Consider the following 13,158-nt stretch of genomic DNA (forward strand, 5'->3'; position numbering starts at 1 on the left):
GTCCGTTATGAGGAATATCAAAGCCGCAGGTCCAGCCGCCCCGAGCCACGCGGAACGGACGGCCTGACAGCAACGGCTGGCGCGTAATTCGTATCGGTGGCGCTGCGATGCGCCTCTTTCCCGAAGCCTTTTCGCTCTCCTCGTCGCTGGTCGGAGGTGCCGAATTCAATCGATGCGCCGGCCAGGCCTGATTGCAACAGCTCAGCGGCCAGTATTTCGGCGTGCCTGCGCAGCAGCGCGAGCGTGTCCGCCCGCTCGGCGGTGATCGAGATCGAGATTCCCGTGTCGGTATGAATTATCGCAAACCTGACTTTGCCGAGTTCATCCGGCGCAAGCGTGAGCTCGGTTTCCGCACTGCCTGGCTCGGCTAAGACGATGGCCTCTGCGACCTGTCGCGCTGGGTCGGTTGGGGAAGTCACAACAGGCTGAGGTGTCGATGATGTCTGTCCGACCACGGGCGCATCAATCTGTGCCGGGCTGCCAATATGTGAAACACGCTGCATCTCGGAAGGCTGTTCAATCCGCCAGGTTTCTGCGCCGACACCTTCGATTGCCCGCACGCCGAGATCGGGGCCTTCGCCGGGCCAGTCAGATGGCGGCGTCGCATTTTCGCGCAAGGGCGCGCGAATATTCGTCACCTCACCGTCTGATTTTGCGACCCGCACCGTATTTTCCGACACATCTTCAACGCGTTCAGGGACAGGCTGCTGTTTTGGTGGCGAGATTTGCATGGGGAAATCGGTCGGCCGCCGGGTTCGGCCGGGGGCGTCCTGCGCCGGCGGCACCTCTGCGCTGGAAACCTTATCCATCGGCGGGGTCTGCACGCCCTGTGCAGCAGCCGATGACACGACAGGCGCTGTTGGCTGCCGCGCCAATGCAGGTGAAACGCGGTGCACTGCACGCGCCTGCACCGTGGCATCATGCGATCCCTCAATTGCATTCACGATGTCCGGGTCGCGCAACCCCGGAGGCCCTTTCGCAAAGGAAAACGATGTCAGGTCTATCGGTGTGCCAATGCTTCGCAAAGGAATGTCCACTGCGGCATTCCTGCGGATGACAGTGCTGGCAGCTTGCGCGTGAACGATTGTCGCAGGGCTGACGCCACGCTCGGGGTTAGCGCCTATGGTAACTGTGCTGCCGGGAGAAACAGCCGGCGCATTTTCCTGCTGATCGGGCTTTGCCCTTGCGTCGTTGCCGATGGCCTCAACGGGTCGCGTGCCATGCGGCGAGCCGGCCGGTGGCACGCGCGGGCGCTCTTGTGCGGCGATGGGATCAGGATCGACGGATAGCGCATCGAGCTTGACGCCTTCGACGTGCAAAGGCGGAGGATTACCGGATGAATCGGATTCGGGTATCGATTCGGCGATATGATCGCGCTCGACAACTTCGGCAGCCGGCTGTTCAGTCTGGGCGTCATCGCGCAGCGGCCGCTGGCCGGTTCCGGTAGGCTGGGTGGGACTGATTTCCCAAGCTGCGCTGGCTTGCCGGGGGTCGTCATTTTCGACTTGCGCGGTTTCTACCTGGGTGAATAACGCGCCGTTTCGAAGCGGATTCGCGGGCGCATCACCGATGGGCATCTGGACGCATCCGATAGCTTCCGAACCGGGTTCGGCCTCGGCACTGGCATCATCGGCGGCTTCGTCAATATGTTCAGACTGTGTGCGATCATCTTTTGGCACGTTCGCGGCCGGTTCGGGCTGATCCGCCGCGCCGGTTTCGACATCGTCCGGCGCGACATTCCGGACAGCTTTCCGCGAGTCGCCCAGTGAAAGCAGCATCGCGATGAAGTCGTCGCCCCCTTTCCCCGTCCCGGGTCCGGGCGAGGACTGAACGGGTGCCGCGCTGAGAAATTTTGTGATTCGCATGTCCATGAACTTCGATAGCAAATCCGGGTTACCAAATATTTACCGGCTGACCTTACGCTGAAGAAATATCCGAATCGGAGGCGAAATGAAAATCGTAAACAATCTCGTATTTTATCCAACACAGAAGGCAGCTCCGCCGCGACTTGAACAGGCATTTCTTGAAGAAATGATTAAGTACGTCGTTCCGCAAAGTGGCGACGGCGAGTTTTCGGGGGGAATTGGCGAGCAGCAATTCTCGTCCTTTCTGAATCGTTCATATGCGGACGCTCTGGCAGCCCGGCTCGACCTCGGTTTCGGGGGCTCTGGGCATGAGTGAACTGGAAGAGATTCTGGATCAGGCGGCGGCTGCGCTTCTTTCGGGAAATGTCCAGCATGCGCTGGACGCTTTGGCCTTGGCAGAGGCGCGGATGGATGGGGCAGAGCAGGCCGAACCCGGTTTGAGGACCAGGCTCGAGCGCCTGTCGGGTCTGTCGGCCGCGGCAGCGCAAGGGGTCGCAGATGCGCGGCAGCTTATTTCGCAGGCGGTACGCTCGGCTAAAAACGTGACCACCTATGACAGGCGCGGCCAAGCGCTGAATGTAAAGGCCGTACGGCCTGTTATCGGAAGGTTTTAGTTAAAATCCGCGACACCATTTGTTGGAGATATTCCGGGCGTTAGTGAAATAGTAAGGGCGAGCGATCTAAAAGCTCTCATGTGCGGAAAGCACCGGAAAACTCCGCGGTCAGAACGGCCTTTCATGCAACGGCAAATGCCAACCAAATAAAGGAGGACAATATGTCCAGCATTCTGACCAACAATGGCGCAATGGTTGCGCTGCAGACCCTGAAAGGGATCAATGCGAGCCTGGCGAAGACCCAGGACCAGATTTCGACCGGCAAGGATATCAATTCTGCCAAGGATGACGCTGCCGTCTGGGCCATCTCGAAAGTGATGGAATCGGATGTCAGCAGCTTCAAGGCGGTTTCGAAAAGCCTGTCGCTTGCTTCGGGCGCGATTTCAACGGCGAATACTGCCGCCGAAACCGTTCAGGACCTGCTGGGTGAGATCAAGACCAAGTTTGTCGCCGCGAAGGACGGCAACCTTGATCGCGCGACGCTGCAGAAGCACTTCGAGGATCTGAAGGCTCAGATCGAAACGACGGTGAAGGGGTCGCAGTTCAACGGGATCAACCTGGTGAATGGCGATCAATTCGACGGCGCTTCGACCTTCAAGGCGCTTTCGGCCCTGAACCGCGCGCAGGATGGCACCGTCACTGCCGATACCATCGATATCGACCTGACCAATACCGATCTTCGGATCACCGGCGGCACGGTCACGGCAATGACCGACCTTGCCGCGCTGGATCTGGAAACCGTGACGGATTGGGACGCGGCGCTTGCAACGGTTGAAGGCGCGATCGGCGCTGCTGTCGATGCCGCATCGGCTTTTGGCTCGGCCAACAAGCGGATCGAGATCCAGTCGAGCTTCGTTTCGAAGCTGGGCGATTCGATGACCTCGGCCATCGGGGCGCTTGTCGACGCGGACATGGAAGAAGCGTCGGCCCGCCTGCAGGCGTTGCAGACGCAGCAGCAGCTGGGCATCCAGTCGCTTTCGATCGCCAACCAGGCGCCGAAATCGCTGCTGTCGCTGTTCCGCGGCTGATGAAACAGGCCGGGGCGCGCCGAACGCGCCCCGGTTTCCCGGAAATCGAAACAGGAAACGCACGTGCTCGCTAGTCCGATGGTCCGCGCTGACCGATATGGTTCGCCGCTCGCGAAATCACCGCGAGAGGTCGAGTATGAACTTTTCGCCCGCATTACGCGCGCGCTCCAGATCGCTCCGAAAGGCGCGGCGCAAGCGATCGTCGACAATACTCAGCTCTGGACCGAACTGGCCGCTGATCTGGCCAGCCCCGGAAATGCACTTCCGGACGCGGTGAAGGGCCATCTTCTGTCGCTCGCGATGTTCTCGATCAGGCACGGCAATCGTGTGCTGGGCGGGAAGGGCGACGCATCGGTGCTGGTCGATATCAACCTGAACATCATGAAAGGCCTGCGCGGCCAGAGGGCAGAATGAGCGGACTGGTTCTGAAACTTGCACCAAACGAACGCATCCTCATAAACGGGGCGGTGATTGAAAATGGCGACCGTCGCACGCGGATTGCTGTGAAGTCAGCGCATGCGAATATCCTGCGACTTCGCGACGCGATTCATCCCGATGATGCCAATACGCCGGTTCAGCGCATTTGCTATCAGGCGCAGTTGATCCTTTCTGGCGACCGGCCGGAAGAAGAGGGCAAGCAGATCCTTCTGCGCGGGATCGAGCAACTGAACCAGGTATTCGATGACCGCGACAGCCGGAACCTGTTGACAGAAGCCACGTCGAGCGTTGTGGGCGGAAACTACTATCGTGCGCTTCGGTCGCTGCGGGATCTGCTACCACGAGAGGCGCGTCTGATCGCGGCAAGGTCATGACGTTTCAGGTGCTGACCGGGGGTGGCGGGCTTTCGGGCTGGGCACTGCTTAACCGGACTTCGGCTCGCCAGCGAGAGCTTGTCGGATCGGACGGTGCGGTCCAGTCGGCGACCTCCAACTTTTCCAGGAAGATCGCGTCGGTTTCGACTGCGGATGAGCTGCTGTCAGACTACAGGCTGATGGAGGTTGCGCTGAAGGCCTTCGGGCTGGAAGGCGATATGGGCAACAAGGCATTCATCCGCAAAATCCTCGAAAGCGATCTTTCGGATGAGAAAAGCCTCGCGAACCGTTTGTCCAACAAGACCTATCGGCAGCTGGCGGAAACGTTCGGCTTTGGGTCCGAAAGCGGTGCGCAGACGGATACCAAAGGCTTCGCAGAACGTATCACGGCGCAATATGTTGACCGAGAATTCGAATCGCGTGTGGGCGATGGTGACCAGAACCTGCGACTTGCCCTGAACGCGCGGCGTGAATTGAGCGGGCTTGCCACGCGACAGTCGACCGAGGACACGAAATGGTACGAAGTTCTGGGGAACACAGCTTTGCGCAAGGTATTCGAGGGCGCGTTCGGTTTCAGTTCGGCATATGGCAAACTGCCGATTGATCGTCAGTTGCAGGAATTCAAAGGCGCCGCTCAGAAGATGTTTGGCACGTCCGAGATGTCAGCCATCGCACAACCCGACAATTTCGAGAAGCTTGTCCAGCGTTTCCTGGTCCGCAGCGCGATTGATGTTGACAGCGCTCCGAACAGGTACTCCACCGCGCTGACGCTGCTGTCAGGCATGTAGAAGGTCCATCTGCGCCAGCTCGCCTGATTCCCGGACACGCGCACGCCCGGCCTTGCACTGGGCGCAACTCGTCTCGGGGGATCGCGGGCGAGCTTCTGACGTCCCGTCAACGCGCAGGGGCGCATTGCAGCTCTTGCACCCTTGCTTCCCTGCGCTGCTTCACTATAACCCCGGTCGATTTGCCGACAGTTAAGCGCCCGGGGGCCCGCCATGCCGAAGAGAACCGACATCCAGTCCATCCTCATCATCGGTGCCGGGCCTATCGTCATCGGGCAGGCCTGCGAATTCGACTATTCCGGCGCTCAGGCCTGCAAGGCACTGCGCGAGGAAGGTTATCGGGTCATCCTCGTGAATTCGAACCCGGCGACGATCATGACCGATCCGGAAATGGCCGATGCCACCTATATCGAGCCGATCACCCCCGAGATCGTCGAAAAGATCATTGCGGCCGAACGCCCTGACGCGCTGCTCCCGACCATGGGCGGGCAGACTGCGCTGAACACTGCGCTGGCGCTGGCGGATGCCGGCGTGTTGGCGAAATACGATGTCGAACTGATCGGCGCGCAGCGCGCGGCCATCGAAATGGCCGAAGACCGCAAGCTGTTCCGCGAAGCGATGGACCGGATCGGGCTGGAAAATCCGAAGGCCACCATCGTTTCGGCACCCAAGGATGCGAAGGGCCGCTTTGATATCAATGCCGGCGTGGCGCAGGCCATGTCGGCGCTGGAAGAAATCGGCCTGCCCGCCATCATCCGTCCGGCCTTCACGCTTGGCGGCACCGGCGGCGGCGTCGCCTATAACCGCGACGATTACGAGGCGATCGTCCGGTCCGGCCTTGACGCCAGCCCCGTCGCGCAGGTGCTGATCGACGAGAGCCTGCTTGGCTGGAAGGAATACGAGATGGAGGTCGTGCGCGACCGCGCCGATAACGCCATCATCGTTTGCGCCATTGAAAACGTCGATCCGATGGGCGTCCATACCGGCGATTCGATCACCGTCGCCCCGGCCCTGACGCTGACCGACCGCGAATATCAGCGGATGCGCAACGGCTCGATCGCCGTTCTGCGTGAAATCGGGGTCGAAACCGGCGGCTCGAACGTGCAATGGGCGATCAACCCGGCGGATGGCCGCATGGTGGTGATCGAAATGAACCCCCGCGTCAGCCGCAGCTCGGCGCTGGCATCCAAGGCCACCGGCTTCCCGATTGCAAAGATCGCCGCGAAACTGGCCGTGGGCTATACGCTGGACGAACTGGACAATGACATCACCAAGGTCACGCCCGCGTCGTTCGAACCCAGCATCGACTATGTTGTGACCAAGATCCCGCGCTTCGCATTCGAGAAATTCCCCGGATCGAAGCCCGAACTGACCACCGCGATGAAGTCCGTGGGCGAGGTGATGGCCATCGGTCGCAGCTTCCACGAATCGCTGCAGAAGGCGCTTGCCTCGATGGAAAACGGGCTGACCGGCCTCGATGACATCGAAATTCCGGGTGCCGAGGGCGAGGGCAAGCCTGCCATCATCCGCGCGCTGGCCATGCAGACGCCCGACCGCATCCGCGTCATAGCCCAGGCCATGCGCCATGGGCTGACCGACGACGAAATCCATGCCGTCACGTCTTTCGATCCGTGGTTTCTGGCCCGCATCCGCGAGATCGTGGATGCAGAAAACCGTATCAAAAACGACGGACTGCCGGAAGGCGACGGCCTGCGCCAGCTGAAGATGATGGGCTTTTCGGACGCCCGTCTGGCAAAGCTCAGCGGTCGCGAGGAAGCCGACATTCGTCGCACCCGCCACAATATGGGCCTGCGCCCCGTGTTCAAGCGCATCGACACCTGCGCCGCCGAATTCGAAGCGCAGACCCCCTATATGTATTCGACCTATGAAGCCCCGGCGATGGGCGATGTCGAAAACGAGGCCCGCCCAAGCGACCGCAAAAAGGTGGTGATCCTCGGCGGCGGTCCGAACCGGATCGGGCAGGGGATCGAGTTCGATTACTGCTGCTGCCACGCCTGTTTCGCGCTGACCGATGCCGGATACGAGACCATCATGGTCAACTGCAATCCGGAAACCGTCAGCACCGATTACGACACCAGCGACCGGCTGTATTTCGAACCGCTGACGCTGGAACACGTGCTGGAAATCCTGTCCATCGAACAGGAGAACGGCACGCTGCACGGCGTGATCGTGCAGTTTGGCGGCCAGACGCCGCTGAAGCTGGCGGATGCGCTGGAAGCCGAAGGCATCCCGATCCTCGGCACCTCGCCCGACGCCATCGACCTGGCCGAAGACCGCGAGCGTTTCCAGAAACTGCTGCATGAGCTGGACCTGAAACAGCCCGTCAACGGCATCGCCCACAGCGACGACGAGGCGCGAGAGATCGCCGCGAAAGTCGGCTTCCCGCTGGTCATCCGGCCGTCCTATGTTCTGGGCGGGCGCGCGATGGAGATTGTGCGCGACATGGACCACCTGAACCGCTACATCACCCATGCCGTTGATGTATCTGGGAAAAATCCAGTGCTTCTGGACAGCTACCTGTCCGGCGCGATCGAGGTTGACGTGGATGCCCTGTCCGACGGCAAGACCGTCCATGTCGCCGGCATCATGGAACATATCGAGGAAGCGGGCGTGCATTCCGGCGACAGCGCCTGTTCGCTGCCGCCGCACACGCTCGATGCCGCGACCATCGACGAATTGAAGCGCCAGACCGTCGCCATGGCCCTTAAGCTGGGCGTGGTCGGTCTGATGAACGTGCAGTTCGCCATCAAGGACGGCGCGATCTATGTGCTGGAGGTGAATCCGCGTGCCAGCCGCACCGTCCCCTTCGTCGCCAAGGCCACCGACAGCGCCATCGCCTCTATCGCGGCGCGTCTCATGGCGGGCGAGCCGATGTCGAACTTCCCCGCCCGCGCGCCCTATCCCGAAGGCGTCGGCCCCGAGGACGATCTGCCCTTCGCCGATCCGCTGACGCTGGCCGACCCGATCACGCCGTGGTTCTCGGTCAAGGAAGCCGTGCTGCCCTTCGCGCGTTTCCCCGGCGTCGATACGCTGCTTGGCCCCGAAATGCGCTCGACCGGCGAGGTGATGGGCTGGGACCGCAACTTCCCCCGTGCCTTCCTGAAAGCACAGCTTGGCGCGGGTTCGGTCCTGCCGTTCGAGGGCCAGGTCTTCATCTCGGTCAAGGATTCCGACAAGACGCCGGAACTGGCGGCCGCAGCAAGCGACCTGATCGGCATGGGCTTCACGGTTTGCGCGACAGGTGGCACGGCTGATTTTCTGGCCGCGAACGGGGTCGAGACGCAGCGCGTCAACAAGGTCTATGAAGGCCGCCCGAACATTATCGACCGGATGAAGAACGACGATATCGCGATGGTGCTGAACACGACCGAGGGCGCACAGACGATCAAGGACAGCCGCGAAATCCGCGCCGTCGCGCTCTATGACAAGATCCCTTATTTCACGACCGCCGCCGGCAGCATCGCTGCCGTGGCCGCAATCAAGTCACGCGACGAGGGCGAGGTCGGCGTCCGCTCGTTGCAGGCTTGACCCTTCGCCTGCCAAGGCGGATGCAGGATTACAGGGTGTCGCCGTGCTTTGCGACGACACCGAATTCAGTCAGACCGGCAGGCCATGCAGCCTGCCACATAATGCTTAAAAAAAGCGATGCGATTCGCTAAGATATTGATTAAAATGGTGTCCGGTCGCAGCTGAAGGCCCCGACCACCTGCGCGCCCACGATTCAAAGAGAGAGACAGGATGGCCGGCGAAATCAACCCGATCGCAACCCATCACATACCCGGCTTCATTACCGCGCCGGGCCAGACCGACGTTTTTCTGGTCGGCATCGGCATCTTCCTTCTGGTCGTCATCTTCCTGCTGGGCATCGCCTTTCTATGGCTGCACAGCCTGCCCGAACGCATGGCCCACAAAAGCCAGAAGCTCCAGTTCGAGGTCGTGGCCGTCCTCTGCCTGCTCGCGCTGTTCACCCATAACAACCTGCTCTGGGGCATCGCGCTGCTGCTGGCCATGATCGACCTGCCCGACCTTGCGACGCCCCTTGGCCGCATCTCGGACGCGCTGGAACGCATGGTCCAGCCCCGCCGCAACGTCGTCGTCACCCCTGACGACACGCCCCCGGCACCGAACCCGCCGCAGGCCGCCGACCCTTCCGCTGACAGCAAGACCGGGGAATAACATGCTCGAAGTCCTCCTCTGCTCGCTGATCACCATCCTGCCCGACTACCTCTACCGCCGCTTTGCACAGGGCAAACGGCTGGGGCGAGAGATCACCTTCTTCTCGGTCTGGTACGAACTGCGCTACGGCATCACCGCCTGCTTCATCCTCACCATCTCGCTGATTACCGTGGTCTTTTTCTACCACCCCTCATCGACTGCGGTGACCGTCCAGTTCCGCACCATCCCCATCCTTCCCGACGCCAGCGGCCGGGTCGAGGAGGTCTTCGTCACCTTCAGCGACGAGGTGCAGGCGGGCGATCCGCTGTTCCGCCTCGACACCTCGCGTCAGGAAGCCGCCGTTGAAACCCAGCGCCGCGTGATCGCCGAAGCGGATGCCGCGATGACCGTCGCCGCCGCCGACATCGCCGCCGCTGACGGCAATGTCAGCCAGGCCCGCGCCGCCCTGCAGAACGCGCAGGACCAGCTGCAGACCCGCCAGCAACTCGCCGCGTCGGGCTCCAACGCCGTCGCCGCGCGCGAGATTGAGACGCTGGAACAGAACGCCGCCGCCGCCGAAGGCGCGCTTGCGGCGGCCGAGGCCGCGCGCACCGCCGCGCAGGAACGCCTGAACACGCTTCTGCCCGCACAGAAAGCCACCGCACAGGCCGCACTTGAACAGGCCGAAATCGAGATCGAGAAATCCACCATCCGCGCAGGCGTCAATGGCCGCGTCGAGCAATTCACCCTGCGCCCCGGCGATTACGTTAGCCCGATCCTGCGCTCTGCCGGCCTGCTGATCCCGACCGAGGCCGGCCGCCAATCCGTTCAGGCAGGCTTCGGCCAGATCGCCGCCCCCGTCATCAAGGTCGGCATGATCGGCGAAATCGCCTGCGACACCGCCCCCTGGCAGGTCATCCCCGTCACCGTGGCCGAGAAACAGGACTACATCGCCACCGGCCAGTTCGGCGGCGGAGAGCGTCTGGTCGATGTCGGCACCGTCGCCCGCGACGGCACCGTCACCGTGTATTTTGAGCCGCTGTACCAAGGCGGCTTCGCCAGCATCGTGCCGGGCAGCCAATGCATCGCCAACCTCTATTCCAACCACCACGACGAAATCGAGGACCCGAACACCTCCACCACCAAAGCCATAGCGCTTCACGCCGTCGACGCCCTGGGCCTGGTCCACGCCCTGCTGATGCGCATGCAGGTCGCGATGATGCCGTTCAGGACGCTGGTGTTTTCGGGGGGGCATTGAGGGGGCGCCTCAAACTGTCGGCGGGGTCTCCTGCCAATGTATAGAGTTCCGGTTACTCTACCAATTACTGGTTTCAGCCAGCGAGACACGAGCATTTTCCACTTGATGTAGAAGAGCCTCCATCGCATTCACGAGACCCGTGTGATCATCGTCGATCCTATCGTAAGTAATAGTTTTGAGGTTTCGATTTTTGCGGAGCGACTCTTTAAGGTCTTTCGGAATTTCTTTTGAAGTCAAAAAGTAGTGCGGTTCTATTGAGCCAGGTAGCGAGCGAAACGCCTGATTTTCGAGGAGAAGATTCACGTCTGGATCTCCATAGCCGCATCCTAAGAACAAAAAGGTATGCGTCATCAGTGCGGCATCGAAAGCAGAATAGAACAGATTGTGTTTTACTCTGGCGTTAGCATACTCACCTTGAGTAAAGATGAGATTGGCAGGCGAGTTTAGGTTGCCGTGAACCTTTACCACATATCGATCGCTCCCTCTTAGGAATTCGCATACATCTGAGTCATAGTAATTTTTCACAAACAGAGACTTTTCGTTAACTTCTCGAGATTTATTTTCATAAATATCGTCAAAGTTAAGCGTAAACACTATTCTGCTGTCGAGAAGAGCTATTACTTCGTGAATCCTTCCAGGTGAGAAACGTGGATCAGTGAATTTCGAACGAAGAAATAGTGGCCACCCTTCGTCATATCGATTTTTGAGCCATTCGCAGGCATGAAGAAAATCTCCGGACTCTATGGCCGAAAAAATATGCTCTGAATCGTCTTGATTTTGGTATTTCATTGCAGCAGATTTGAGAAACTCTTTCCACACCGGGGGTTTAGTAGAGCCATCCGCACCTGTTGCATGTTTTGATACCCCAGAGCCAATTACTAGGATTGCCCTTCTTCGAGCGATGTCGTTGACGAGCGAGGTGGGCCAATCTACGTCCTTCATGGATGCGCATCGATTCTTTTTTCGATTTCCGCAGATACGCCCAAAAAAATTTCCTTCGCCTCTTTAACTTTTGCAAAATGCGCCCCCACAACCCCATCTCGTCCGGTAAGGGAAAAAATGGGCTTTCTTCGCGACTGAGACATGGGCGCTAGGCTATGAAGATTTGGAATTTTTCCGATTTCATATGGGGACGGCGGCGTCAGGTCGCCAGTAAAGTGTTGATCGATCTGCTCATCAATTTTTTTACCAATTTCTTCAAATGACTTAACCGGTCGTCTTTCGCCGCTGCTGTCCCTTTTGGCTGTGTACTGCTGCGAAACGTACCCGATGAATTTAGCACCCTTCAGTGTTCGAGCTTCTTTAACTGTGTCGCTATTTTCATCAAGCTGTGGGCTATTAACCGAATAATTCCATTGCTCCCGCCATTTGCTCATCCACTTGCTAATGTTCTCAAAAGCTTTTAGTGAGAAGACATCTATCGTCATTGGGCTAACAAAATAATCGCTAGAGAGTAAGACTGTCCTATTTATTGCGCCAAGAGATGGGCTGACATCGAAAAATACATAGTCATAATCTTCCAAGTGCTTCAGAGATTTTTGAAACACCATCGTACTTGATAGCCCGCGCTGAGTGTTTAAGCTTGCCCATTCTTCAGCTAGAAAGTCTTCGGCCATTGAAAGCGCGGGGCTGCCGCACACCACATCAACGCCAAAAGACGCGGATCGCTCGATAGGGACGCTGCTGGAGTGTCCTTCTCCTGCGGTTAGTGACAAGAAAAGCGCTTCAATATTTTTCTTTGGCTTTGTAAGAAGTTTCTCAAGTTTCGAGTCTTGAAAAAAATACTGTGATGCGTTGCATTGTGGGTCACAGTCGACAATGCAAACCTTCCGCCCCATCTCTTGAGAAATGTAAGCTGCTACGTTGCATAGGAGTGTTGTTTTTCCAACGCCTCCTTTGTTGTTGAAAAATGCTAGAGTCCGCATCGCTTGTTCCCGAGTTGTGTTAGCGGGCGTTGGTACGCCCACCCCTGTTGGAGTCATCTTGTTGAAAGTCTGCGGAAGTTAAAAGAGCCAATCTTTATCGTCGTCAATCTGGAGCGGGTTATCGTGCTGAGGAGTGGCGTGTTGTTCGATTGTGACCACGCTACCCATCCCTTACCTTCATCCAAGCCATCAGATCCGCCCGCTGCCCCCGGCGCTCATCGCCCATAGGCACCCCCGCCTCGTCGCTCATGCCCTGCGCCAGTTCCGCGCCAAGCGCCTCCTCATACTCCGCCTGCACGCCGCCCCAGCCGGGTTTCTGGCCGTCATGGCCTTCCTCGACCCGGCGTTTCAGGTAGTCCATCGTCTCGGCCCCGCGCAGCAGCCCCGCCAGACGCGCATGCATGAAGCTGCGCAGCACCTCATTGACCCGAGGCTGCCAGCCCGGCCCCATGTCGCGAAAGAATTTCACCACGTCGCCATCCAGCCGGATCGTGACGCGGGTTTTCGCCGTCCCGGCCCGTTCAGCCGCGATGTCGTGCCAGGCCTCGGGGATGCGCCCCTCGGTCACGATGCGCTGATGCAGGTCCCATTCCAGCCGCCGCATCGCATCGGCCATATAGTGGTAATTCGCCCGCCGCGTGCCGTCCGTTTTCGTCGCCATGATCGCCCCCTTTTCCGCTGCCGCCATCTTGCCG

Annotated in this window: 13 protein-coding genes; 9 read left to right on the forward strand and 4 right to left on the reverse strand. The window is 59.5% G+C overall.

All coding sequences use genetic code 11. From position 1 onward, the window contains the following. Positions 1 to 17: 17 nt before the first annotated feature. Positions 18 to 1,865, reverse strand: a complete 1,848-nt coding sequence (locus FQV27_RS06170) for a flagellar hook-length control protein FliK (protein WP_186827235.1) — start codon at positions 1,863 to 1,865, stop codon at positions 18 to 20. 85 nt (positions 1,866 to 1,950) lie between these two features. On the opposite strand from FQV27_RS06170, the gene FQV27_RS06175 reads away from it, so the two are divergent. The 9 genes from FQV27_RS06175 (at position 1,951) to FQV27_RS06215 (ending at position 10,538) form a co-directional block, all read left to right on the forward strand. Next, positions 1,951 to 2,181 (forward strand): hypothetical protein, encoded by a 231-nt coding sequence (locus FQV27_RS06175; RefSeq protein WP_147096995.1) that lies wholly within the window; start codon positions 1,951 to 1,953, stop codon positions 2,179 to 2,181. Beyond that, positions 2,174 to 2,479 (forward strand): hypothetical protein, encoded by a 306-nt coding sequence (locus FQV27_RS06180; RefSeq protein ID WP_147096996.1) that lies wholly within the window; start codon positions 2,174 to 2,176, stop codon positions 2,477 to 2,479. The genes FQV27_RS06175 and FQV27_RS06180 overlap by 8 nt, the downstream gene beginning before the upstream one ends. Before the next feature lie 161 nt (positions 2,480 to 2,640). Further along, entirely contained in the window at positions 2,641 to 3,507 is an 867-nt protein-coding gene (locus FQV27_RS06185; RefSeq protein WP_147096997.1) for a flagellin N-terminal helical domain-containing protein, read from the forward strand. A gap of 63 nt (positions 3,508 to 3,570) precedes the next feature. Next, positions 3,571 to 3,921, forward strand: coding sequence for a flagellar biosynthesis regulator FlaF (locus tag FQV27_RS06190; protein ID WP_147096998.1), 351 nt, complete (start codon positions 3,571 to 3,573; stop codon positions 3,919 to 3,921). Continuing rightward, positions 3,918 to 4,319, forward strand: a complete 402-nt coding sequence (flbT, locus tag FQV27_RS06195) for a flagellar biosynthesis repressor FlbT (RefSeq protein WP_147096999.1) — start codon at positions 3,918 to 3,920, stop codon at positions 4,317 to 4,319. The genes FQV27_RS06190 and flbT overlap by 4 nt, the downstream gene beginning before the upstream one ends. Further along, a complete protein-coding gene (locus tag FQV27_RS06200; protein ID WP_147097000.1) occupies positions 4,316 to 5,107 on the forward strand; it encodes a DUF1217 domain-containing protein in 792 nt (263 codons plus the stop codon). Before flbT ends, FQV27_RS06200 begins: the two co-directional genes overlap by 4 nt. Positions 5,108 to 5,317: 210 nt before the next feature. Continuing rightward, a complete protein-coding gene (gene carB / locus FQV27_RS06205; protein ID WP_147097001.1) occupies positions 5,318 to 8,653 on the forward strand; it encodes a carbamoyl-phosphate synthase large subunit in 3,336 nt (1,111 codons plus the stop codon). Between the two features lie 210 nt (positions 8,654 to 8,863). Next, positions 8,864 to 9,301: a hypothetical protein gene (locus FQV27_RS06210; protein WP_147097002.1), complete on the forward strand. Its 438-nt coding sequence runs from the start codon at positions 8,864 to 8,866 to the stop codon at positions 9,299 to 9,301. A 1-nt stretch (position 9,302) separates the two neighbouring features. Then, complete coding sequence (locus tag FQV27_RS06215) at positions 9,303 to 10,538, forward strand: HlyD family secretion protein (RefSeq protein WP_147097003.1); 1,236 nt, start codon at positions 9,303 to 9,305, stop codon at positions 10,536 to 10,538. Positions 10,539 to 10,595: 57 nt separating this feature from the next. Here FQV27_RS06215 and FQV27_RS06220 read toward each other — a convergent pair whose 3' ends face one another. From FQV27_RS06220 to FQV27_RS06230, 3 genes are all read right to left on the reverse strand, one after another. Beyond that, positions 10,596 to 11,480 carry an SIR2 family NAD-dependent protein deacylase gene (locus tag FQV27_RS06220; protein WP_147097004.1) on the reverse strand — a complete coding sequence of 295 codons (885 nt, stop codon included), beginning with the start codon at positions 11,478 to 11,480 and terminating at the stop codon, positions 10,596 to 10,598. Then, positions 11,477 to 12,463 (reverse strand): ParA family protein, encoded by a 987-nt coding sequence (locus FQV27_RS06225; RefSeq protein ID WP_186827236.1) that lies wholly within the window; start codon positions 12,461 to 12,463, stop codon positions 11,477 to 11,479. The genes FQV27_RS06220 and FQV27_RS06225 overlap by 4 nt, the downstream gene beginning before the upstream one ends. A gap of 160 nt (positions 12,464 to 12,623) precedes the next feature. Then, positions 12,624 to 13,124, reverse strand: coding sequence for a BrnA antitoxin family protein (locus tag FQV27_RS06230; protein ID WP_222611670.1), 501 nt, complete (start codon positions 13,122 to 13,124; stop codon positions 12,624 to 12,626). Between the last annotated feature and the right edge of the window lie 34 nt (positions 13,125 to 13,158).

The sequence above is a fragment of the Paracoccus aurantiacus genome (assembly GCF_007993065.1).
Classification (GTDB): domain Bacteria; phylum Pseudomonadota; class Alphaproteobacteria; order Rhodobacterales; family Rhodobacteraceae; genus Paracoccus; species Paracoccus aurantiacus.